Here is a 20,682-nt window from a genome sequence, read left to right on the forward strand (position 1 = left end):
AGGCGGCGTGCTCCCGCGCTTTCCGAGATCTCCATGCCCAAGCATCGTTTGACGCTGCTGGCTGCCGCCAGCCTGCTCGTCGCTTCCATCGCCCATGCCCAGGCTGAGGTGCCGGTCATCGTCGCTGCCGCCGTGCTGGAAAAGGTCGAGATCACGGGTCGCCACTACGACAACGCCATCGGCAGCAGTGACGCCGCCTCGCAAGGCAGCATCCGCGCCGAACTGCTGAAGAGCCGCCCCGCGCTGCGCCCGGGCGAGGTGCTGGAGTTCGTGCCCGGCCTCATCGTCACCCAGCACTCCGGCGACGGCAAGGCCAACCAGTACTTCCTGCGTGGCTTCAACCTCGACCACGGCACCGACTTCGCGACCAGCGTGAATGGCCTGCCCGTCAACATGCCCTCACACGGCCATGGCCAGGGCTATTCGGACCTGAACTTCCTCATCCCCGAACTGGTCGACCGCATCGAGTACCGCAAGGGACCTTACTTTGCGAGGAACGGCGACTTCGCCGCGGCCGGCTCGGCCGACATCGCCTACCGCAGCACGCTGGACGAGAGCTTCGCCGCGCTGACGCTGGGCCAGCGCCAGTTCCAGCGCTTTGTCGGCGCGGGCTCCACGCATCTGGGCGACATGCATCTGCTGGGCGCCATCGAGGTGCAGCACAACGACGGGCCCTGGAAGCTGCCCGAACGCCTGCGCAAGCGCAATGGCGTGCTGACGCTGTCCGGCGGCACGCAGGCCGAGGGCTGGAGCGCCAGCCTGATGGCCTATGACGCCAGGTGGAACTCGACCGACCAGGTGCCCGAGCGACTCATGGCCACCGGCACCTTCAACGGCAAATCCTTCGGCCGCTTCGACGCGGTCGACACCAGCGACGGCGGCGAGACCCAGCGCAGCAGCCTGTCCGGCGAGTGGCATCGCAACGGCGACGGCGGCAGCACGCGCGTCGCCGCGTACGCGATGAACTACCGCCTCAAGCTGTTCTCCAACTTCACCTACGCGCTGGAGCGGCCCGATGACGGCGACCAGTTCTCGCAGCAGGACAGGCGCAGCGTCCACGGCTTCAACGCCAGCCATGCGGTCGATCACGCGCTGGGCGGGTTGCCCGCCCGCAGCGAGATCGGCCTGCAGCTGCGCCATGACCGTGCCCGCGTCGGCCTGTTCGATGCCATCGAGCGCCGCGTCACCGCCACCACGCGCGACGACGATGTGCGCGAGACGCTGGCCGGCCTCTATGGCCAGACGTCGGTCGAGCTGGCGCCCTGGCTGCGCGCCGTCGTCGGCCTGCGCGCGGACGAGGCGCGCTTCAAGGTACACAGCTACAGCAATGCCACCAACTCCGGCAGCGCCTCGGCCCATCTGCTGTCGCCCAAGTTCTCGCTGATCGTCGGTCCGTGGGCGAAGACGGAGTTCTTCTTCAACGCCGGCCGGGGTTTCCACAGCAACGACGCACGCGGCATGACGGCCACTGTCGATCCCAAGACGGGCGACGCGGTCGACAAGGTGCCGGGCCTGGTGGCGGCGCGTGGCATGGAACTGGGTGCGCGGACCGAATGGGTGCCGGGCCTGCAGTCGTCGGTCGCGCTCTGGAAGCTCGACTTCGACTCCGAGCTCGTCTACGTCGGCGACGCCGGCGCCACCGAGGCCAACCGGCCCAGCAAACGCCGCGGCGTCGAGTGGAACAACCGCTACATCCCGCTGCCCTGGCTACTCATCGACGCCGACCTGGCCTGGACGCATGCGCGCTTCGCCAACGCGGATCCGGCGGGCAACCGCATCCCCAATGCCGTGGACAAGGTCGGCTCCATCGCCGTCACCCTGCGTGACCTCGGCCCCTGGTCGGCCAGTGTGCAGTGGCGCTATCTGGGCGCGGGCTCGTTGGTCGAGGACAACAGCGTGCGCTCCCGCTCTTCGCTGACGACCAATCTGCGCGTCAGCCGCAAGCTGTGGAAGGGCAGCGAAGTGACCTTCGACGTCTTCAATCTCGGCAACCGCAAGGTCAACGACATCGAGTATTTCTACGAGTCGCAGCTGCCAGGCGAGGCCGCACCGGTGGCCGACAGGCATGTCCACCCCGCCGAGCCGCGCACCGTGCGCGTGACGTTCAAGCTGGGGTTCTGAGCGTGCGCTGTCGCCGTGCGAGCGCCTGCAGCACCGAGCCGGCCAGGAAGAGCAGCAGCCAGGCCAGCAGCGCCGACTTCACCAGCGGCGACTCCGGCCCGCTGGCCAGCGGTTGGCCGGCGGGCAGGCGGGTCAGCGTCTCGTTGATGCCCGGCACCAGCAGCAGGAAGAAGCTGAAGGACAGCCCGAAGTCGGCCAGATAGGGGCGCGCGCGGCCCAGGAAGGCCAGGCGGGGCGCCAGCAGCGAGCCGGTCACCGCCAGCAGCGCCAGGATGCCCAGCGCATGGCCGGGGTTGAAGCCGCCCGTGCTCGACAGGCCAAAGGCCGTCAGCACCGACAGCACCAGCCCGGCCACATAGACACGGCCGGAGCGCGTGCCGGGGGCGATGCGGCGATGGCGGGCGAAGGCGTAGAGGCCGGCGACGAGGGGCAGCAGGCTGATGGCGGTGTGGGCGATGCCCAGCGTGGACAGGGGGTGAGGCATGGGAGGCGCTGCGAAAGTTCGGAGGGCTGAACTCTAGAAATCCAGGCGCCGCTTGGGGGTGACATGTGGATGACAAAAACGTCATCTGCCGGGCGCCGCAAGTGCGCAAAATCCGCCCGCATGAAGATCCTCGTCATCGAAGACGATCCCAAGACCGGCGACTACCTGAAGAAGGGGCTGCGCGAAAGCGGCTATGCGGTCGACCTGGCCCGCACCGGCACCGACGGCCTGCAGATGGCGCTGGCCAACGCCTACGACCTGGTGGTGCTGGACGTCACGCTGCCCGGCATCGATGGCTGGCGGATCATGCCGACCCTGCGCAGCAAAGGGGGCGAGAGGGGCGACATGCGCGTGCTCTTCCTGACCGCGCGCGACCAGCTCGGCGATCGCATCCGTGGCCTGGAGCTCGGGGCCGACGACTACCTCGTCAAGCCCTTCTCCTTCACCGAGCTGGTGCTGCGCATCCGCACGCTGCTGCGGCGCGGTCCGGCGCGCGAGGTGGATGTCTACGAATTGGCCGACCTCAAGCTCGACGTGCTGCGCCGCCGGGTGACGCGCGAGGGCACCGAGATCGCGCTGACGAACAAGGAGTTCCTGCTGCTGCACCTGCTGGTAAAGCGCCAGGGCGAGGCGCTGTCGCGCACGCTGATCGCTTCCGAAGTGTGGAATATGAACTTCGACAGCGACACCAACGTCGTCGACGTCGCCATCAAGCGCCTGCGCGCCAAGGTGGACAAGCCTTTCGCAACGCCGTTGATTCACACTGTGCGCAGCATCGGCTATGCGTTTGGCGATGGGGTCATCGAATGATGACCCGCTGGTTGCCGCGCTCACTGGCGGTCCGCGTCACGCTGCTGTGCGCTCTGATCGCCGTCTGGACGACCGGCATGCTGGGCATGTATTTCTTCTTCGCCGCACGCACCGGCATCACCGCGCATGCCGATGAACAGCTGATCGCACGCGCCGAACATTTCCGTCGCCTCGTCGCGGATGCGCAGACCATTGCCGATCTGCGTGACCGTTCCCTGCTGTTCGAGGCGCTGCTGGGCACGGCCAGCGACGTGCTGATCCTGCGCCGCGCCGGCGAGGCGCCGCTGGTCGAGGTCAACCCCGACCATGCGCCGGTGCCCGCGGCCTTCGCGCCCGTGGCGGCTGACCGCGCCCTCGACCCTCAGCACGTGCGTGACGACCAGGTGCGGGGCCAGCCGCGCATGCATTGGGTCTCGGCCCAGGCGCGCTCCGGCCAGGATGGGGCGCTGATCGAGGTAGTCGCGGGCCATCCTCTCGTCAGCGAGATGCAGATGATCGTCAACGCCCGCAACCAGGCGCTCATCGGCACCTTCATGGCGATGGGCGCCTGCACGCTGCTGGTCTGGCTGGTGCTGCGCCACGGGCTGCGGCCGCTGCGCCGCGTGGCCGAGCAGGCGGCGCTGATCAACCCGATCAACCTGGCCCTGCGCCTGCCCGACAAGGACGCCCCGCAGGAGTTGCAGGACATGGTGGCCGTGTTCAACGCGATGCTGGACCGTGTGTCCAGCGGCTACGAGCGGTTGTCGCAGTTCTCCGCGGACCTGGCGCACGAGATCCGCACCCCCGTCGGGGTGCTGATCGGGCAGACGCAGGTGGCGCTGAACCGCCCGCGCAGCGCCGCGGACTACCAGCAGCTGCTGGAGTCCAACCTGGAAGAGCTGAACCGGCTGCGCCTGACCATCGACAACATCCTCTTCCTTGCCCAGGCCGATCACGCGACGCTGGAGCTCGAGCGCTCACCGCTGGTGATGGCCGATGAGTTGCAGAAGATCGCCGAGTATTTCGAGGGGCCGGCGGACGAGGCCGGCTTGCGTTTCGACGTGCAGGCCAGCGGGGCCGCCCTCGTCAACCTGCCGCTGTGCCGGCGCGCCGTCCACAACCTGGTGGTCAACGCGCTGCGCTACAGCACACCGGGCACGACGATCCGCCTGATCGGCACCCAGGACGAGGCCGGCTCCACGCTGGCGGTGGAGAACGACGGCCTGCCCATTCCGGCCGAGCAGCTGGAGCGGCTGTTCGACCGCTTCTACCGCGCCGATGCGGCGCGCGGCCGGCCGGCAGAGTCCAGCGGGCTGGGCCTGGCCATCGTCAAGGCCATCATGGCCCTGCACGGTGGCCAGGCGCGGGTGTCATGCACGCCGGCGGGGACGATCCGTTTCGAGCTGCGCTTCCCCGCGCAGACGGGGTATCTGAATTTCCCCGCGCGGCCCGGCCACTCACCAGGGCGGTGACTCGCTGAGGGCTTCCTCGGGCACGTTGGCGGGCAGGGCGGCCGGCACCGGGGCCGGTGCAGGGCCGGCGGCGAAGTCATGCTCGCCGCCCAGGCCTTCGATCAGCGCCGGGATCAGCCGGCTCAGCTCGCCGGTGGCCAGGGCCAGGTCGGCATCAAAGGCCTCGTCGCCGCTGGCTTCGGGCTTGCCTTCGAAGGCCAGGTCCAGGAAGCTGATCTTCTTGATCGTGAAACTCTCGGTCAGCGTGAAGGCGACGCGCTCGTTCCAGCTCAGGGCCAGGCGGGTCGGCATCTTGCCGCTGGTCAGATGGGCGCGCACCTCGTCGATGTCCAGCGGGTGGCGGGCGTAGCGCACGACGGGCTTCTCGTCGTCGCTGCCCTTGAGCTCGCATTCGCGTTCGATCTGGAAGCCCTCGGGCGTCACGCCGTCCAGCAGCCAGGCCGCCATGCAGGCGGCGGGGCTCTCGGCGGTCTGCACGAGCTGCAGGCTCAGACCCGGGCTGGCCTGGATCAGCAGCGTGACGACTTCATCGGCCCGGCTGCTGGAGCCGGCGTCGACGAAGAGCAGGCCTTCCTTGGGCGCAATCCAGACCTGCGTGGCCGAGGTCTTGGTGAAGGCGCGCGGCAGCAGCTCGTGCGTGGCCTGCTCCTTCAGATCCTTCTTGGCCTTCTTGCCGGGCTTGCGGCCGGTCGTGGCCTCGATGTGCTCGGCCAGCTCGTCGATGCGCTCCTGCACGACGGAGGAGGGCAGCAGGCGTTGCTCGCGCTTGAGCTTGACGAGCCAGTGGCCGTCCACGACTTCGACGAGGGGCGCGTGCTCGATACCGCGGGGCGGTGCCCAGCCGACGGCCAGGGGCTGGGTGGGGGCGCAGGCGAGGAAGGGTTCCTTGGCGAGCTGTTCGGCGAGCAGCTTGGCGTCGGCCGTCCAGCCTTCGCCGATGCGGTAGGTGATCAGGTTCTTGAACATGGGCGCTGGAGAAACGAGAAGCCCGCCAGCGGCGGGCTTCGGAAACTGAGTGCCTATTGTCTCAGGTCCGGCGGCGGCGCCATGTCAGCAAGGCGCCGGCTCCCGCCATCCAGAGCCAGCAAGTCGCAGGTTCCGGCACGGCGGTCGTGATGGCCTGCATGGTGCCCGTGAAGCTGCCGTCGGCCACGAAGGTGAGGCCGGTGACGAAGCCGGTCACGTCGAAGGCGTTGACGTTGGCAGACGATTCGATGCCGCGGATCTGGAAGCGATCCACGCCCGCCGCAAAGCCATGGGCCGTGAAGTCGAAGCTCGCGCCGGCCGCCACGGCGCCGGCGCTCTGCTGCCAGGCGCCGCCGCTCCAGGTCCAGACTTCGTAGAGGCCATCGCCGACATTGCTGGCCACCTGCACGGCCTTGAAGTTGGGGTCGCCCGCGCCCCTCGTGTAGCTGAAGCCGGTGGCGACGACGGGGTCGATGAAGGTGATCTGGTTGGGCCCGACGTTGCCGATGTTGAAGCCGTAGAGGGGGCCGGCGAGCAGGCCGCTGGTGGTTGGCACCGGGGTCAGCGTGGGCAGGGCGATGTTGCTGACGCCGGCGGGCAGGGTGGCCGGGTTGATGGGCGTGAAGTCGAAGTAGGAGCTGGAGCGCGAGAGCGGCGAGCCGTCGGCGCGGGTGTGGATCAGGTCGATGCTGATGGAGTAGCCGGTGCCGTAGTTCAGCAAGCCGGTGGGTAGCGTGAAGTCGGGGCTGGCGATCACGGGGCTCTGCCAGATCATGTCGGACTGCTGGAAGCTGCGCTGCACGCTGCCGCGGGACTCGACGGTGACCGGGTGGGTGTTGTCTTGCACGCGGATGCGCATCTGGTCGATGCCGTCCGGTGTGCTGGCCGGCAATGTCCAACTGACCTTGGGCGTCAGGCCCGCGCCGCTGATCGTCATGGACTGCACGAAGGGCATCATGCCCACGTTGCCCAGCTCGGGCGTCTGCACGATCAGCGTGTTGCCCGCGGTGTAGTTGGCGGCGGTGGACAGCAGCAGCCGCCAGCTGCCGGTCAGCGCCGGGTTGTAGGGCGTGGAGGCGAAGTACTGGTGCGGGTAGTACGTCCAGTCGCGCTCGTACAGGCCCAGCTTGCGCCAGTCCGGGTCGGTGGCGAGGGAGTCGCAGCTCAGGCCGGTCGGGCAGTTGGCCACGAAGCCGTAGACATAGGCGCCCGGGCTGCCCACGGGCGGCTGCACGTTGAGGATGCCCATGACGGCGATGTCGCCCGTCGCGAAATTGCCGCTGTTGGCGCTGTTGGCCTGGCGAATGTGGAAAGTGGTCTCGGCCGTGGGCGGCGTGGCCAGGGCGCAGGCGGCCGTGAGCAGGCCGAGGCTGGTGCAGGCAAAGGCTTTCATTTGGGGGCTCCCTGAGACCAGGGCAGCCTAGCCGGGCGTCCTGCACCGGGATACCCCCTCCGGAGGGGGCATGGCTATCGCTCAGGCGAGCCGGGGTTCGTCCATGACCTGGCGCAGCAACTGTTCGAAGACTTCGACCGACTGGCCGCCCTGGATCAGATGGCGCTGGTTGACGACGATGGCCGGTACGGCGTGGATGCCCTGGGCATGCACCTCGGCCTCGGCAGCAGCGACCTCTTCGGCATAGCGCTGGCCCGCCAGCAGTTCGCGCGCCTCGGCCTCGGGCAGGCCGGCGCCGGTGGCCAGCTCCAGCAGCACCGCGTGGTTGGACACGTCACGGCCTTCGGTGAAATAGGCCTTCAGCATGACGACCTTCAAGCTGCGCTGCGTGGCGCCACCGAAGGCCTCGTCGGCCCAATGCAGCAGGCGGTGGGCGTCGCGCGTGTTGTAGATGCGGCTGCGTGCGCCGGGCCTGAAGTCAAAACCCAGGGCTGCGCCCCGCTCGCTGATGGCCTGGCGCGTGCCGGCCAGCTGGGCCGGGCTGGCGCCGTACTTCTCGGCCAGGTGCTCGCCGATGTCCTGGCCCTCGGGGCCCATGCCCGGGTTCAGCTCGAAAGGGTGGAAGTGCAGGTCCAGTTCCAGCCCGGGGATGCGGGCCGCGGCCGCCTCGAGCGAATACAGGCCGATGGCACACCAGGGGCAGACGATGTCGGAGATGAAGTCGATACGCATGGGCGGCATTTTCGCGGGCCCTGGATGACCCTGGGGTTTGCAGGCTTGAGACAAGCGTGATGGGGTTGCAATTGATTGCGGTGGCAGTTGTTGCGCTGCGTGGTGCGAAGCTAATAATGGCTTTGCCGCACCCATCCCGTCATGCCCGCCCAGACCTGCAAAAGATTCTGCCGCTGGAAACATGGCCTGCTCTCAGGCCTGGGTGCCTTTGTGGCGATCGGGGCCGCCCAGGCGCAGGAGGCCGACAGACCGGCCGGTGGTTCGGCTCTGCGGTTCAGCGGTTTCGGTAGCCTCGGGCTGAGCCATGTGGAGGCGCCCGACGGCTGGGGCTTTCGGCGCGAGCTGGGCCAGTCAGCCAATGGCGATGGCTGGCGCCCCGACATCGACACCCGCCTGGGTGCGCAGCTGAACTACAGCCTGGGCACGAAGTTCGAACTCGTGGCCCAGGCCATTGCCAAGAAGCGTGGTTATTACGCAGCCGACAGCGACGTGCTGGAGTGGGCCTATGCGGCCTGGCGTCCCAACGCGGAATGGGCGCTGCGTGTCGGCCGCGTCAATCTCGACGCCTTTCTGATGGCCGACTACCGCAACGTCGGCTACGGCTTCATGACGGCCCGCCCGCCGGGTGAGCTCTACGCCATCCTGCCCACGACGCTGGACGGTGCCGACGTGGCGCGCAGCTGGATCCAGGGCGACGCGCAGTGGCGCGCCAAGCTGATGACCGGCACGGCGCAAATCGGCGACCTGCACACCGCCGAGCCCAGCCGCGTGCGCCGCGTGATGGGCGGCATGCTGTCACGCGAGGAGGGCGGCCTGCTGCTGCGTGCCAGCGTCGCCCGCACCCGCATCGACATCGACCTGTCCAGCGCCCAGGAGGCGGTGGCCGGCCTGGTCCAGCTCAGCAGCCTGCCCATCCCCGCGGTGGCTGATCAGGCCCGCGTGCTGCGCGACCGCCTGGGCGCCTCGGCCCTCTGGGCCACCTTCTGGGAGCTCGGCCTGCGCCACGAGATGGCGGACTGGCAGTGGAGCGCCGAGATCGTGCGCATCCAGGCCAGGCCGCTGATCGATCAGACCTCGGCCTATGTGACCGTGGGGCGGCGCTTCGGCGACTGGACGCCCTACGTCGCCTACGGCCGCACGCGCGATGCCATGCCCGCGCTGGCCATGCCCGCCTGGCAGGCGGTGCTGACGCCGGTCATCGGCCTGCCGGCCGCGGCCGGCGCCCAGATCCTGGGCAGCGCGGTCACGGCCTCGGTGAACGGCTCGCGCGTGCAGCAATCGACGGCGTCGATCGGCGCGCGCTGGGACTTCCACCCCCAGGCCGCGCTCAAGCTGCAATGGGACCGCATCCGCGTCGACGCCAATGGCACCGGCCTGTGGACGGGCACCGACAACACGGCCGGCCGCGCCAACGTCGCGACCGCCGTCGTGGACTTCATCTTCTGAAGGCCATGGGCATCCGCAATGTCCTCACCCTCGCCGCGGCTGTTGCCGTCGGGGGCCTGGCCTTGCCGGCGCACGCCGACTTCTACATCGTCGTGCACGCCAGCAACCCGCAGCACAGCCTGACGCAGAAGGAAGCCGTCGACCTCTTCATGGGGCGCAGCCGCGCCTTCGCCAACGGTGACTTCGCGCTGATCTTCGACCTGCCGCGCGACAACCCACGCCGCGGCGCCTTCTACCTGGCACTGACCGGCATGAGCGTGGCCCAGGTCAACAGCTACTGGTCGCGGCTGATGTTCTCCGGCCAGAGCGCACCGCCGCGATCGCTGCCGGACGAAACCGCCATGGCGACCATGCTGCGCCGCAACCCCGGCGCGCTGGGCTGGCTGAGTCGCGAGCCGACCGAGCCGGGCCTGCGCTCCGTGCTGGTCATCAAGGAAGCCGCGAGCCCATGACGCAGACCGCAGCGCCCCGGGTCCGCGGCGCGAACAGCCTGCAGCTGCGTTTCATGCTGGTGGTGTTTGCCAGCGCCACGCTGCTGGCCCTCGTCGTGGCCACCGTCGCCTACCAGCTCAGCCAGGCGCGTGCGCTGGCCAGTGGCCGCAGCAGCGTGGAGGCGCTGGCCACGGCCGTCGAGAAAACCCTGGCCATCGGTGCCTATGCCCGCGACGCCGTGCTGTTGCAGGAGGTGGCCGGGGGCCTGGTGCGCAACGAGCTGGTGGACGTGGTGGCCGTCGTGGCCGCCGACGGCAGCGCACTGGCCAAGGTGGTACGTCCAGGCGCCGTCGAACGTCAGACTGCCACCTTGCTGACGCGCCCGCTGATGTCGCCCTTCGACGCCAAGGAAGGCCTGGGCCAGTTGCGCATCCACCTGAACGACGCCAAGGTCAGGTCCGATGCGGACCGTGAGGCCTACACGCTGGCGGCTGCCATGGCGGGGCAGGCGGCGCTGCTGGCTTTCGTCCTTTACCTGGTGGCGGCACGCATGGTGTCCAGCCCCATCGTGCGCCTGGCCAGCGCGCTGCGGCGCATGACGCCGGGCTCGGCCCAGCGGCTGGAGGCGCCTCCCGGCCATGCCCGCGACGAGATCGGCGTGCTGATCGCGGGCGCCAACGAACTGCTGGACAGCAACGAGCGCCAGTTGCAGGTCGAACGCAAGCTGCGCGCCGAGGTCGAGTCCATGGAGGCCCAGTACCGCCAGATCTTCGACTCCAGCAGCGCCGGCATCTTCGTGCTCGACGAGAGAGGCCGCCTCATCAACGGCAATCCGACGGTATCGCGCGTGGTCGGCCTCAGCATGGCCGATCTGCGCAATCTCAGCGAGGACGACTTCATCACCCGCGTCTTCAGCCGGCCCGAGCAGGTCCGGCAGATGGTCGACGACGCGGTGAAGCGCGGCGAGACGGTGTCGGCGGACCTGGAACTGGTGCAGCAGGGCGACGAGAGGCGCTGGGTGCACTGCCTGATCTCCGTGCAGCATGTCGACGGGCGCACGGTCGAGGGCGTCATCTACGACATTACCGAGCGCAAGAGCGACGAGAACGAGGTGCGCCACCGGGCCGAGCACGATGCGCTGACGCAGCTGAAGAACCGCGCGGCGGGCCAGGCGACGCTGGAACGCTTCCTGGCCGATGCGCAGGCGCGCGGCACGTCCGTCTGCGTGGCCTGCGTCGACCTGGACGGCTTCAAGCAGATCAACGACACCCATGGCCATGCCAGCGGCGATGAAGTCCTCGTTGCCTGTGCCGACCGCATGCGCACCGCGGTGCGACGCTCCTCCGACCTGGTTGCGCGCCTGGGCGGCGACGAATTTCTCATCGCGCTGCGCGACGTCGGTCCCGCGGATGCGGTGCTGATCCAGGTCATGCGCGGCCTGCTCGACGGGTTGTCCCTGCCCATTCGGCTGTCCACGGGCGAGGAGGTCAGGGTCGGCGTCAGCATCGGCGTGGCCTGCCTACCGACGCACGGCACCGACCCGCAAGGTCTGGTGCGTGCGGCGGACGAGGCGCTCTATCACGTCAAGCGGAACGGGAAATTGGCTTTTGCGCTAGCGTTGACGGGTTGAGCAACCCCTCGCCCAGACTGGCCGCGCTGAACGCGGGCCAGGCTGGTCGGTCCCCCCGAGGGGACGGCGATGCATGCGGCTTTGAGCCGCACGCACATCGCCATCGCGGGCCGGCTAGGGAGCGGCCCGGCGCTCGGCCCGAAATACGCCTGCCCAAAAAACTGGAATTCTCATGACCGACTACACCCCACCCCAGGTCTGGACCTGGGACAAAGCCAGCGGCGGCCAGTTCGCCAGCATCAACCGACCCATCGCCGGGCCGACGCACGACAAGGCCCTGCCGGTGGGCCGCCATCCGCTGCAGCTCTATTCATTGGCCACGCCCAACGGCGTCAAGGTCACCGTGATGCTGGAGGAACTGCTGGCCCTGGGTCACGCCGGTGCGGAATACGACGCCTGGCTCATCCGCATCAACGAGGGCGAGCAGTTCGGCAGCGGCTTCGTCGAGGCCAACCCCAACTCCAAGATCCCCGCGCTGATGGATCACAGCGGTGCGCAGCCCGTGCGGGTGTTCGAGTCCGCGGCCATCCTCCTCTACCTGTCCGAGAAGTTCGGCGGCGCCTTCCTGCCCGAAGGCGGAGCGGCGCGTGCCGAAGCCCTGAGCTGGCTGTTCTGGCAGATGGGCAGTGCACCCTTCCTTGGCGGTGGCTTCGGCCACTTCTATGCCTATGCACCGACCAAGCAGGAATACCCCATCGACCGCTACGCGATGGAGGTCAAGCGCCAGCTCGACGTGCTGAACCGCCATCTGGCCGAGCGCCCGTATCTGGCGGGTGAGCAGTACTCCATTGCCGACATGGCCACCTGGCCCTGGTATGGCGCCTTGGCCAAGGGCCAGCTCTACGGCGCGGGCGAGTTCCTGTCGGTGCACGAATACACCCACGTCATCCGCTGGGCCGACGAGATCGCCCAGCGGCCCGCCGTCAAGCGCGGCCGCAAGGTCAACCGCACCTGGGGTGAGCCGGCCAGCCAGCTGCATGAGCGCCACGAGGCCAGCGACTTCGATCTGAAGACGCAGGACAGGCTCGCGCCATGATGACGCTCTACGACTGCGCCACCGCGCCGAGCCCGCGCCGTGCCCGCATCCTGCTGGCGGAGAAGGGCGCGCCCCACGAGACCGTGCAGGTGGACCTGCGCAGCGGCGAGCAGATGGGCGAGGCCTTCCGGCGCATCAACCCGCAGTGCACGGTGCCGGCGCTCGTGACCGAGGAGGGCGCCGTGCTGACCGACAACGCGGCCATCGCGGCCTATGTCGAGGCACGCTACCCCGAGCCACCGCTGCTGGGCCGCAGCCCGCTGGAGAAGGCGCAGATCGCGGGCTGGCAATGGCGTGTCGAGTTCGAGGGCCTGCTGGCGATTGCCGAGGCCTTTCGCAACAGCAGCCCGGCGATGGCCAATCGCGCGTTGTCGGGGCCGGTCGACTATGCGCAGATCCCGGCTCTGGCCGAGCGTGGTTTGGCGCGGGTGCGGGCCTTCTTCGCCGGGCTGAACGAGCACCTGGCCGAGCGTGACTTCATTGCCGCCGGGCAGTTCAGCATTGCCGACATCACGGCCGTCGTCGCGGTGGACTTTGCGCGGGTCGTGAAGGTCAAGCCGGGCGAGGAACACCCGTACTTGCGTCGCTGGCGCGAAGCGATGCAGGCGCGCGGGACGATGGGTTAGGCGGCCCGTAGAGCGCTTCGGTGCGCAGGCTGTAGTGCGTGAGGCGCAGGCGCTCGCGCGGCCGATCGACCTCGCGAGGAGACGAGGGCAAGAGCAGCGCTAATTGCATTCTGCGGCTACCCGCCTTTCAGCGGCCGCGATGGTGGCTTGGCGGTTCTCGTCCTTGACGTACTGACGTTCGCCTTTGTTGTCATGGGCGTAAATCTTCGCCCCCTCCGTCTTGACCACCCCCAACTGCTGCCGGGCGTAGTTGCATCGCTGCATTCGATTGAATGCATCCACTTTGTCGTCTTCGGCCCTCCTTTGCTCGGCTAGCAGCCTCTCGGCTGCGCTCTGCGGCCTCGGTCGCGACTCGGTCGCAACCTGGGGCGGGCGCTGAAGCGGCGCGGACCGCGTCGGAGCCGCGGCTTGGGATGGATAGCTCGGACTGGCTGGTCGTGGCCCGACGTTCCAATTCGCGCCTGGCCCGTTGTCTCTCTCCCGGAGCACTAGGGGTTTCGCAGCGGGTCGCGGGTCCGCGTCTGTCGTGCCAGGGCCGCAAGGGAAACCCTGGAAGACCTGGCGACCGTCCGCGGCCTTGCACTTGAACACCTGCGCGTCGGCGACAGCGTGAGTGCCAGCCAGAATGAGAAAAATGCAAACCGTGCGTGAGTTCATGCAAGATGTTTGAACAACCCCGGGAAAATTATCGCGTCTCACGAGAGCGCGCACACCAACTGATCGGCTGTTGCGCCCGTTGAACTTCGACAGGTCGCATCACTGAAAGACGACACCATGGGCGCAGACGCATTCATCGCCTTCTACGGCATCAAGTTCGAGCTCGATCCCGACGATGAGGACGGGCTCGACGCCTGCGATACGGGCGCCGATGCCCGCTGCCTGAAGGCGCGGCATGTCGGCCTGGAAACCTATACCGGGCGCATGACAGACGGCGAGGACTACTTCCTGTACATCGGCACAAGGCTGGCTTCGCTGGGCATCGAGCATGATCAATACGTGACGCAATCCGTCGAGCAGCTTTCGGCTCTTGCCGCCGACGTCCAGGCCAAGCTGAGAGCCGCGGAATTCCCGCAATCGCCCGAGCTTCACTTCCAGTTCATCGGGCAGTACTAGGCCGGTGCAGCAGCAGCAACTCAGCCGCCGCGCCTATGACCACCCCCACGCTGTAGGCCAGCAGATCCAGGGCATGAAAGCCTGAGCCCAGCACCAGGTGCCCGAGCGTCGTGTGCCGCACCGCGTTGATCCAGTCGGCCTGGTAGAGCTGACTGAACTCGACCGCGAAGGAAGTCGCCAGCGCCGCTGCCGCCGCGCGTGCGATCGACCAGCCGGGCCGGGCCAGCCCGTAGAGCAGCATCACCATCAGCGCCCACAGCGCATCGCCCGGGTATTTGCCGAACTGCGCCGGTAGCAGCCAGGGGTATCGGCGCGACGCCAGCCCCGCGGCAATGACGGCCAATACCAGCAGCGCATACAGGGGTCGGCTTCTATGCATCTCGGTGGGCAGCTGTGTAGATGGGCCTAAGGCCGCCCCGCCGTTTCCAGCGCCACGACGGCATCCAGCAGCCAGGGCCTGTCGTTCTCGAAGAAGCTCTTGTCGATGTTGGTGTTGGGCAGGCGGAAGATCTTCAGGCGCTTGTTGCGCAACAGCTTGAGGCTGTCGCCGAAGCTGCTCTTGAAGAGCCGGTCGGCCTGCCCGTTGGCATAGGCCTTCTTCAGGCCGTACTCCAGCCGCTGGGCCAGCTCGGGCTGGTTCCTGGCAACGAAGAAATACATCGGCATATAGGTGTAGACGGCGAACTGGTTGACGACGAGCAGGCCGGGGTGGGCCTGTTGCTGGGCCTGCAGCTCGGGTTCGACCTCGTAGATGCCGCGCATCAGCAACTGAAAGCGCCCCGAATGCAGCATCGGGATCAGCGTGGGGTGGGCGCCGCCGTAGACGACCTTGAAGCCGTTGTCCTCGAGGATGCGTGCGGTGGACCAGCCCGGGCCCTGGCCGATGCTCAGCGCGCGCAGGTCATTGACCGTGCTGACCGATTCGTAGAGCGGCAGCTCGCTTTGCCGCCCCAGGAAGAACCTGAAGCTGGCCAGGCCGCGCATGATGGGCACGCGCACCGGCAGCGCACCGTCCAGCCATTCCTGCGTCGGCATGGCCACGGCGACGGACAGGCTGCTGCCTTTCTCCAGCTCCAGCAGCTGGCGGCGGATGACGGTCTCCTCGCGTTGCTGGACGACGCGGTAAGCCCCGTACTTGTCGCGTGACAGCTCCAGCGCAAGGGCGAGCAGTTTGTCGGCGTAGGCGCGATGGGACGCCTCGCGCTCCATGTAGGGAATGGTGACGACCAGGGGCATGCCGACGTCCGCGCCCAGCGCGGGCAGGCAGGCCAGCGCCCATGACAGTGCCCACAGCAGGCGCATGCCGGAGCCTGATGCGGGCGGCCCGCTCAGAGCTGGCGGTTGCTCGGCCTGGCCAGGTAGAACCATTCCGTGCCGGGCTGCGACTTCACGTTCGGGAACACGATGCGCCCCTCGCTGGGCGCCAGCACCGCCTCGCCGCTGGCGCGGGTGCCGATGCGCTGGCCCTGCGCGAGGGTGTCGAAGCTAGCCCATTCGCGTTCGAAGCTGTCGCCCATGTCCTCGCGGTCGATGACGTCGTAGAGCTGCAGCAGCTCGGGCGCCTGCGTGGGGCGGTGCGGTTCGACGGCGCTCTCGTCCAGCATGCCGAGGAAGACCAGCGTGCGCAGGATGGCCAGGCGGGCCACCGTCGGGCCGTTCGGGTCCAGATGCTGGCCGCATTCCAGCGTGATGGCCCAGCCGCCGGTAGAGCGCATGTATTCGGTGGTGCCGACGCCGTAGTGCGGGTCGGAGATCAACGAGGAACGGCGCGAGCCGTCGTGCTCGCGCTGCTGGCGGCGCTGCAGGCCCAGCGCATAGGTGGACAGCCAGCCCTCGACGATGCGGCCCACGCCCAGGCGCGCGGCGAGCGCCGATTCGGTCGCTTCCTGCGAGAAGGGCTCCAGCTCGTCGCTGTTGTTGCGCGGGCCGATCATCGCGAAGGCCGGGCCGTTGCCCTGGAAGCTGTGCAGGTCGAGCAATCCATCGTGCTGATTGAGGAGCGCACAGAGCTGGCGCGCGATGCGGTCCTCGAAGTCATGGGCGATGACGGGCGGGCGCAGGTTGCGGTTCAGGTTGCGGTCGCCCTCGCGGCGGTTCAGCTGGTGGGCCAGCGGGTTGACGATGGGCACCAGCGTCAGCGTGCCGCGCTTCAGCGTCAGCTCGCCCGCGTCCAGCTGGCGAATGATCTCGGCCATCGCTTGGGTGCCGTGGACTTCGTTGCCGTGCACGGCGCCGGTGACGAGCAGGCGCGGGCCTGTCTGCAGGCCGGCGAACTGGTGAACGCGGATATGGGTTGGATGAGTCATGACTTGAGAAGAGCGGAAGACAGGGCCTGGTCGGCGGAGAGGACGCGGCGCGGCAGGTCGGCCACGACTTGGCCGGCGCGATAGGCGACGAGGCGGTAGAGGGTGGCGAAGGCGAAGTTGGGCACTTCCTCGCCGGCGCCCAGCACCAGCTCGCCGCCACGGCGCACGGCGTCGGCCAGGAAGGCGGGCAGGCGCAGGTGATAGGGATTGCGCTCGATCTCGCCGGTATGGCGCTCCAGCGCGGCGATGAGGCGGGCCGTGTCGGCGATGCTGGTCTGCACCAAGGCGTTGGGCTCGGCCTGGGTGGACCAGAACTCGGTGTGGGCCAGCACGGTGTCCAGCTGCGCCGCCGTGATCGCCTCGGCGACGAGGCGGTAGACGCCGCGATGGCTGGGGTTGTCGTCCAGCGCATGCGGCGCCAGCACCAGGGCAGGGCGATGCTGGGTGAGCAGGGTGGCGATGGTGGCCACATGTTCGGCCCACAGGGCGGGCTCACGCTCGGCCGTGTCGGCGCGCACGTCCGACAGGCCGTCTGCGCCGATGCGGATGCAGTCGAAGCCCAGCACGCCGCAGGCATCCACCAGCTCGGCCCAGCGCGACTCGCGGCGCTCGGGATTGCTGCCCAGCGTGACGGCGACATTGCTGACGCGCCAGCCCGCCTCCTGCTGCAGGCGCAGCGGCAGCGCGCCGACGATGCATTCATCGTCCGGGTGGGGCGCAAAAATCAGGCAGCTGCCCGGCCGGGCTTCCGGCGCGGGCGCGGCATGGCCGTCGGGCGGGTCGCCCAGCAGGGCGGCGAAACGGTTCAGGTGCTCGCGCCAGCGGGCGAGGTCGGCTTCCAGGGACATGCCGGCATGCTAACGAACACTGGAATTCCCGGGCCATGTCGCCAGCAGCACACCCAATAAGGCCAGGCCATAGGCGAGGGCCTGCACGGCGGAAATCGATTCGCCGAGCGCCAGGCCGATCAGGGCCGTGCTGATGGGCAGGAAGACCATGAAGACACCCGCCTTGGCCGCCGGCAGGCCCTTCAGGCCGGCCATCCACAGCCAGACGGTGATGACGCTGGCCGTGGCGGCGTAATAGGCCAGCAGCGCCCAATCCAGCACGCGCGGTGCGCCGAAGTCGAAGCTCAGCGCCTGCCAGATCGCCAGCGGCGCGACCAGCACCAGGCCCCAGAGGTTGATCAGCGCGCTGATGCGCTTCGGCCCCAGGCCGGCGGTCAGCTTCTTGCCGATGACGACATAGCAGCCCTCGCAGAACACGGCCGCCAGCAGCAGCAGGGCGCCCAGCGGCGTCGTTTGCGCACCGCCCTGCTTGCCGCCGGCCACCAGCGCGATGCCGCCGACCGCGCAGGCGATGCCGGCCAGCACGCGGCCGCTCAGGCGCTCGCGCAGCAAGGCCCAGCTCAGCAGCGCCACCGCCGCCGGGATGCCGGCCAGGATGACGCCGGCGACCACGGCCGAGCTCTGCCGCAGGCCGAACAGCATGCAGATGGAGAACAGGAAGTTGCCGAGGAAGGACTCGAGGAAGAGCAGCCAGCGTGAGCGCGCATCGAGCGGCGCCTCCTGGGCCGGTTTCTTCAGCCAGGGCAGCATCAGCAGCGCCGCGAAGCCGAAGCGCAGGCCGGCCAGCAGGAAGACGGGAAAGGCCGCCACCAGCAGCTTGGACAGGCCGACATAGCTGCCGACCAGGCTGGTGCTGGCCGCGAGCAGGGCGTAGGCGCGCCAGGGGATGGGGTGCATGCTCAGTTCAGAGCGCCATCGAGCGTGAAGGCGATGAACTGCGTGAACTGGGCCGGGTTGAAGTTGTTGTCGGAGACGAGGATCAGCGTGCGCTTGCCCTCGTGCATCGGGCCAAAGGTGATGCCTTCGATGTTGTCCAGGGCCAGCACGCTGCCGTCGTCGTTCTTCAGCGAGGACAGGTCCAGCAGCATGGCGCGCTTGACCGGCACGACCTCGCGGCCCTTGATGCTGGGCCAGCCCGACACATCGGTCGCGCCGCGGGTGTCGATCAGGTAGAGCTTGATGGTGTTGCTGGTGGGCTGCTTGGTCAGCGCGGCGACGCCCGGTGTCACGGCACCGACGGCGAAGGCGCGCTCGATGACGATGAACTCGTGGGCCGACAGGGCCAGCATGTCGGGCACGCCGTTGGTGGCGAAGTCGCCCTGGCGCGCCGGCGGGAAGGGCACGGGGCCGACGTCGTAGATGTATTCGGCACCCGCCTTGCCGCTGTCGAGGTCGAAGGACAGCATGCGCGCGCGGCTGCCGCGGCCCACGGCGGTGGGCAGGCTGTCCTGGGCCAGGCCGTTCTCGCTCATCGTCCACAGCGTCTTGCCGTCGGGCGTGATGGCGATGCTCTCGAAGGYCAGGTTGTTGTAGACGCCGACGTCACCGGCCGCGATGCCGCTGGCGCTGCCCGCAGGGTGGTAATAGCTCGGCACGGGGAATTCGCCGGCCGGCCTGCCCTCGGGGCTCATGCGCCGGATGGTCGGGTTCTGCAGGGCGCCCGACACGCGTTGGCCCTCGTTGGCCCAGTAGATGAGGTTGCGCTTGGCGTCCAGGCGCAGGCTCTCGGGGTCGACCTGGTTGCGGCCGAAGGGCTGGCCGTCGAGGTCGAGGATGGTCGTCATGTTGACCCAGGCCACGCCGGCGTCACCCGGGCTGGCGCTGCGGCGGAACTTGGCCAGGTCCAGGCTCAGCTCGTAGTAGCGCGCCGGGGCACGGTCGCTGCGGTCATCGCAGATGGCGAGGTAGCGGCCCGTGGCCGGCACGTAGTCGATGCTGGACAGGCCGCCGATCGGCGCGCCTTTGAAGCTCGGGCTGCCCTGCACGATCTGCTGGCCGAGATAGGTCAGCGTCTGGGCGACGGCGGGCAGGGACAGCAGCAGGGAGGCCGCGACGGCGGCACAGCGGGCGAACAACTTCATCAACTCGATCCTCGAGGGCGGCATGGGCCGCGGCGGCGGCGCGCAGTCTAGTCGGACCGCTCAGGCAGCCCGCCGCAGGGCGCCGCGCAGCGTGTCGATGATGCGTTCGATGTGGCCGCTCTCGATGATCAGCGGCGGTGACAGCGCGACGGTGTCGCCGGTGGTGCGCACCAGCAGGCCCTTGTCCCAGCAGTCCAGGAAGACGTTGAAGGCGCGCTTGGCCGGCTGGCCGTCCAGGGGCTTCAGCTCGACGCCGCCGACCAGGCCGATGTTGCGCACGTCGATGACATTGGGCTCCTCGCGCAGCGAGTGCAGGGCCTTGGCGAACTCGCCTTCCATGCGCGCGGCGCGGGTCAGCAGATCATCGTCGGCATAGGTGTCCAGCGTCGCGATGCCGGCCGCGCAGGCCAGCGGGTGGGCCGAGTAGGTGTAGCCGTGGAAGAACTCGATCAGGTGCTCGGGCCCGGTCATGAAGGCGTCGTGGATCTTCTGCTGGGCGAACACGGCACCCATGGGCACGCAGCCATTGGTGATGCCCTTGGCCACCGTCATCAGGTCGGGCGTCACGCCGAAGGTCTGGGCACCAAAGGGCTTGCCGGTGCGGCCGAAGCCGGTGATGACCTCGTCGAAGATCAGCAGGATGCCGTGCTTGTCGCAGATGTCGCGCAGGCGCTGCAGATAGCCCTGGGGCGGAATCAGCACGCCGGTGGAGCCGGCCACCGGCTCGACGATGACGGCGGCGATGGTGCTGGCGTCATGCAAGGCGACCAGGCGCTCCAGGTCGTCCGCGAAGTCGGCGCCATGCTGGGGAATGCCGACCGAGAAGGCGTTGCGCGCCGGGTCGTGGGTGTGGCGGATGTGGTCGACGCCGGCCAGCAGGCTGCCGAACATCTTGCGGTTGGCGACCATGCCGCCCACCGAGATGCCGCCGAAGTTGACGCCGTGGTAGCCGCGCTCGCGGCCGATCAGCCTCGTGCGGGCGCCTTCGCCGCGTACGCGGTGGTAGGCGATGGCCATCTTCAGCGCGGTGTCCACCGACTCGGAGCCCGAGTTGGTGAAGAAGACGCGGTTCATGCCCGTGGGCGCGATTGCGGCAAGGCGCTCGGCGAGCTCGAAGGCCTTGGGATGGCCCATCTGGAAGGGCGGCGCGAAGTCGAGCTCGGCGGCCTGGTCCTGGATGGCCTTGACGATCTTGCTGCGGTTGTGT

The 20,682-nt window shown here is 68.6% G+C and carries 21 protein-coding genes; 9 read left to right on the forward strand and 12 right to left on the reverse strand.

All coding sequences use genetic code 11. From position 1 onward, the window contains the following. Positions 1 to 33 precede the first annotated feature (33 nt). Positions 34 to 2,121, forward strand: a complete 2,088-nt coding sequence (locus AC1DW3_RS27315) for a TonB-dependent receptor (RefSeq protein WP_477936841.1) — start codon at positions 34 to 36, stop codon at positions 2,119 to 2,121. Here AC1DW3_RS27315 and AC1DW3_RS27320 read toward each other — a convergent pair. After that, entirely contained in the window at positions 2,105 to 2,605 is a 501-nt protein-coding gene (locus AC1DW3_RS27320; protein WP_477936843.1) for a DUF2306 domain-containing protein, read from the reverse strand. The genes AC1DW3_RS27315 and AC1DW3_RS27320 overlap by 17 nt on opposite strands. Before the next feature lie 120 nt (positions 2,606 to 2,725). Here AC1DW3_RS27320 and AC1DW3_RS27325 point away from each other — a divergent pair, with 120 nt between their 5' ends. Further along, on the forward strand, positions 2,726 to 3,415 hold the full coding sequence (locus AC1DW3_RS27325) for a heavy metal response regulator transcription factor (protein WP_477936845.1): 690 nt from the start codon (positions 2,726 to 2,728) through the stop codon (positions 3,413 to 3,415). Continuing rightward, positions 3,415 to 4,866, forward strand: coding sequence for a heavy metal sensor histidine kinase (locus AC1DW3_RS27330; protein WP_477936847.1), 1,452 nt, complete (start codon positions 3,415 to 3,417; stop codon positions 4,864 to 4,866). Before AC1DW3_RS27325 ends, AC1DW3_RS27330 begins: the two co-directional genes overlap by 1 nt. Here AC1DW3_RS27330 and AC1DW3_RS27335 read toward each other — a convergent pair. The 3 genes from AC1DW3_RS27335 to AC1DW3_RS27345 all read right to left on the reverse strand — a co-directional run bounded on the left by AC1DW3_RS27335 (position 4,852) and on the right by AC1DW3_RS27345 (position 7,957). After that, positions 4,852 to 5,832, reverse strand: coding sequence for a recombination-associated protein RdgC (locus AC1DW3_RS27335; protein WP_477936849.1), 981 nt, complete (start codon positions 5,830 to 5,832; stop codon positions 4,852 to 4,854). The genes AC1DW3_RS27330 and AC1DW3_RS27335 overlap by 15 nt on opposite strands. Before the next feature lie 61 nt (positions 5,833 to 5,893). Continuing rightward, entirely contained in the window at positions 5,894 to 7,225 is a 1,332-nt protein-coding gene (locus AC1DW3_RS27340) for a PEP-CTERM sorting domain-containing protein (protein ID WP_477936850.1), read from the reverse strand. A gap of 81 nt (positions 7,226 to 7,306) precedes the next feature. Beyond that, positions 7,307 to 7,957 carry a DsbA family oxidoreductase gene (locus AC1DW3_RS27345; RefSeq protein ID WP_477936852.1) on the reverse strand — a complete coding sequence of 217 codons (651 nt, stop codon included), beginning with the start codon at positions 7,955 to 7,957 and terminating at the stop codon, positions 7,307 to 7,309. 141 nt (positions 7,958 to 8,098) lie between these two features. Between AC1DW3_RS27345 and AC1DW3_RS27350 the strand changes: the two genes are divergently transcribed. The 5 genes from AC1DW3_RS27350 to AC1DW3_RS27370 all read left to right on the forward strand — a co-directional run bounded on the left by AC1DW3_RS27350 (position 8,099) and on the right by AC1DW3_RS27370 (position 13,127). Then, a complete protein-coding gene (locus AC1DW3_RS27350; protein ID WP_477936854.1) occupies positions 8,099 to 9,403 on the forward strand; it encodes a hypothetical protein in 1,305 nt (434 codons plus the stop codon). Between the two features lie 5 nt (positions 9,404 to 9,408). Beyond that, entirely contained in the window at positions 9,409 to 9,855 is a 447-nt protein-coding gene (locus tag AC1DW3_RS27355) for a hypothetical protein (RefSeq protein WP_477936856.1), read from the forward strand. Beyond that, on the forward strand, positions 9,852 to 11,465 hold the full coding sequence (locus AC1DW3_RS27360) for a diguanylate cyclase domain-containing protein (RefSeq protein ID WP_477936858.1): 1,614 nt from the start codon (positions 9,852 to 9,854) through the stop codon (positions 11,463 to 11,465). The genes AC1DW3_RS27355 and AC1DW3_RS27360 overlap by 4 nt, the downstream gene beginning before the upstream one ends. A 172-nt stretch (positions 11,466 to 11,637) precedes the next feature. Next, a complete protein-coding gene (gene yghU / locus AC1DW3_RS27365) occupies positions 11,638 to 12,501 on the forward strand; it encodes a glutathione-dependent disulfide-bond oxidoreductase (protein WP_477936860.1) in 864 nt (287 codons plus the stop codon). After that, the gene (locus AC1DW3_RS27370) at positions 12,498 to 13,127 is read left to right on the forward strand and encodes a glutathione S-transferase family protein (protein WP_477936862.1); all 630 of its coding nucleotides are present in this window, start codon (positions 12,498 to 12,500) and stop codon (positions 13,125 to 13,127) included. The genes yghU and AC1DW3_RS27370 overlap by 4 nt, the downstream gene beginning before the upstream one ends. 99 nt (positions 13,128 to 13,226) lie before the next feature. Here AC1DW3_RS27370 and AC1DW3_RS27375 read toward each other — a convergent pair whose 3' ends face one another. Then, positions 13,227 to 13,409: a hypothetical protein gene (locus AC1DW3_RS27375; RefSeq protein WP_477936864.1), complete on the reverse strand. Its 183-nt coding sequence runs from the start codon at positions 13,407 to 13,409 to the stop codon at positions 13,227 to 13,229. 492 nt (positions 13,410 to 13,901) lie between these two features. Between AC1DW3_RS27375 and AC1DW3_RS27380 the strand changes: the two genes are divergently transcribed. Further along, positions 13,902 to 14,240 (forward strand): hypothetical protein, encoded by a 339-nt coding sequence (locus tag AC1DW3_RS27380; protein ID WP_477936866.1) that lies wholly within the window; start codon positions 13,902 to 13,904, stop codon positions 14,238 to 14,240. On the opposite strand, the gene AC1DW3_RS27385 is transcribed toward AC1DW3_RS27380, so the two are convergent. The 7 genes from AC1DW3_RS27385 to aptA all read right to left on the reverse strand — a co-directional run. Continuing rightward, a complete protein-coding gene (locus tag AC1DW3_RS27385) occupies positions 14,224 to 14,619 on the reverse strand; it encodes a ribosomal maturation YjgA family protein (RefSeq protein WP_477936867.1) in 396 nt (131 codons plus the stop codon). The two genes, AC1DW3_RS27380 and AC1DW3_RS27385, sit on opposite strands and share 17 nt — an antisense overlap. A gap of 26 nt (positions 14,620 to 14,645) precedes the next feature. Next, the gene (locus AC1DW3_RS27390; protein WP_477936869.1) at positions 14,646 to 15,542 is read right to left on the reverse strand and encodes a hypothetical protein; all 897 of its coding nucleotides are present in this window, start codon (positions 15,540 to 15,542) and stop codon (positions 14,646 to 14,648) included. A 26-nt stretch (positions 15,543 to 15,568) separates the two neighbouring features. Then, positions 15,569 to 16,546 (reverse strand): succinylglutamate desuccinylase/aspartoacylase family protein, encoded by a 978-nt coding sequence (locus tag AC1DW3_RS27395; protein WP_477936871.1) that lies wholly within the window; start codon positions 16,544 to 16,546, stop codon positions 15,569 to 15,571. Continuing rightward, a complete protein-coding gene (locus tag AC1DW3_RS27400; RefSeq protein WP_477936873.1) occupies positions 16,543 to 17,394 on the reverse strand; it encodes a PIG-L deacetylase family protein in 852 nt (283 codons plus the stop codon). Before AC1DW3_RS27400 ends, AC1DW3_RS27395 begins: the two co-directional genes overlap by 4 nt. Before the next feature lie 9 nt (positions 17,395 to 17,403). Further along, positions 17,404 to 18,291 carry a DMT family transporter gene (locus tag AC1DW3_RS27405; RefSeq protein WP_477936875.1) on the reverse strand — a complete coding sequence of 296 codons (888 nt, stop codon included), beginning with the start codon at positions 18,289 to 18,291 and terminating at the stop codon, positions 17,404 to 17,406. Between the two features lie 2 nt (positions 18,292 to 18,293). Continuing rightward, positions 18,294 to 19,475 (reverse strand): esterase-like activity of phytase family protein, encoded by a 1,182-nt coding sequence (locus AC1DW3_RS27410; RefSeq protein WP_477936877.1) that lies wholly within the window; start codon positions 19,473 to 19,475, stop codon positions 18,294 to 18,296. Positions 19,476 to 19,535: 60 nt separating this feature from the next. Beyond that, on the reverse strand, positions 19,536 to 20,682 hold a 1,147-nt coding region (gene aptA / locus AC1DW3_RS27415; RefSeq protein WP_477936879.1), incomplete at its 5' end, for an omega-aminotransferase AptA.

The sequence above is a fragment of the Roseateles sp. P2_H4 genome (assembly GCF_056403315.1).

Bases quoted from the DNA above. Each gene is read 5' to 3' on its own strand.
- AC1DW3_RS27380 (WP_477936866.1), top strand. From the start codon at position 13,902: ATGGGCGCAGACGCATTCATCGCCTTCTACGGCATCAAGTTCGAGCTC.
- AC1DW3_RS27340 (WP_477936850.1), bottom strand. From the start codon at position 7,225: ATGAAAGCCTTTGCCTGCACCAGCCTCGGCCTGCTCACGGCCGCCTGC.
- AC1DW3_RS27400 (WP_477936873.1), bottom strand. From the start codon at position 17,394: ATGTCCCTGGAAGCCGACCTCGCCCGCTGGCGCGAGCACCTGAACCGT.
- AC1DW3_RS27360 (WP_477936858.1), top strand. From the start codon at position 9,852: ATGACGCAGACCGCAGCGCCCCGGGTCCGCGGCGCGAACAGCCTGCAG.
- AC1DW3_RS27385 (WP_477936867.1), bottom strand. From the start codon at position 14,619: ATGCATAGAAGCCGACCCCTGTATGCGCTGCTGGTATTGGCCGTCATT.
- AC1DW3_RS27370 (WP_477936862.1), top strand. From the start codon at position 12,498: ATGATGACGCTCTACGACTGCGCCACCGCGCCGAGCCCGCGCCGTGCC.
- AC1DW3_RS27355 (WP_477936856.1), top strand. From the start codon at position 9,409: ATGGGCATCCGCAATGTCCTCACCCTCGCCGCGGCTGTTGCCGTCGGG.
- AC1DW3_RS27345 (WP_477936852.1), bottom strand. From the start codon at position 7,957: ATGCGTATCGACTTCATCTCCGACATCGTCTGCCCCTGGTGTGCCATC.
- AC1DW3_RS27330 (WP_477936847.1), top strand. From the start codon at position 3,415: ATGACCCGCTGGTTGCCGCGCTCACTGGCGGTCCGCGTCACGCTGCTG.
- AC1DW3_RS27320 (WP_477936843.1), bottom strand. From the start codon at position 2,605: ATGCCTCACCCCCTGTCCACGCTGGGCATCGCCCACACCGCCATCAGC.
- AC1DW3_RS27405 (WP_477936875.1), bottom strand. From the start codon at position 18,291: ATGCACCCCATCCCCTGGCGCGCCTACGCCCTGCTCGCGGCCAGCACC.
- AC1DW3_RS27395 (WP_477936871.1), bottom strand. From the start codon at position 16,546: ATGACTCATCCAACCCATATCCGCGTTCACCAGTTCGCCGGCCTGCAG.
- AC1DW3_RS27350 (WP_477936854.1), top strand. From the start codon at position 8,099: ATGCCCGCCCAGACCTGCAAAAGATTCTGCCGCTGGAAACATGGCCTG.
- AC1DW3_RS27325 (WP_477936845.1), top strand. From the start codon at position 2,726: ATGAAGATCCTCGTCATCGAAGACGATCCCAAGACCGGCGACTACCTG.
- yghU (WP_477936860.1), top strand. From the start codon at position 11,638: ATGACCGACTACACCCCACCCCAGGTCTGGACCTGGGACAAAGCCAGC.
- AC1DW3_RS27390 (WP_477936869.1), bottom strand. From the start codon at position 15,542: ATGCGCCTGCTGTGGGCACTGTCATGGGCGCTGGCCTGCCTGCCCGCG.
- AC1DW3_RS27335 (WP_477936849.1), bottom strand. From the start codon at position 5,832: ATGTTCAAGAACCTGATCACCTACCGCATCGGCGAAGGCTGGACGGCC.
- AC1DW3_RS27315 (WP_477936841.1), top strand. From the start codon at position 34: ATGCCCAAGCATCGTTTGACGCTGCTGGCTGCCGCCAGCCTGCTCGTC.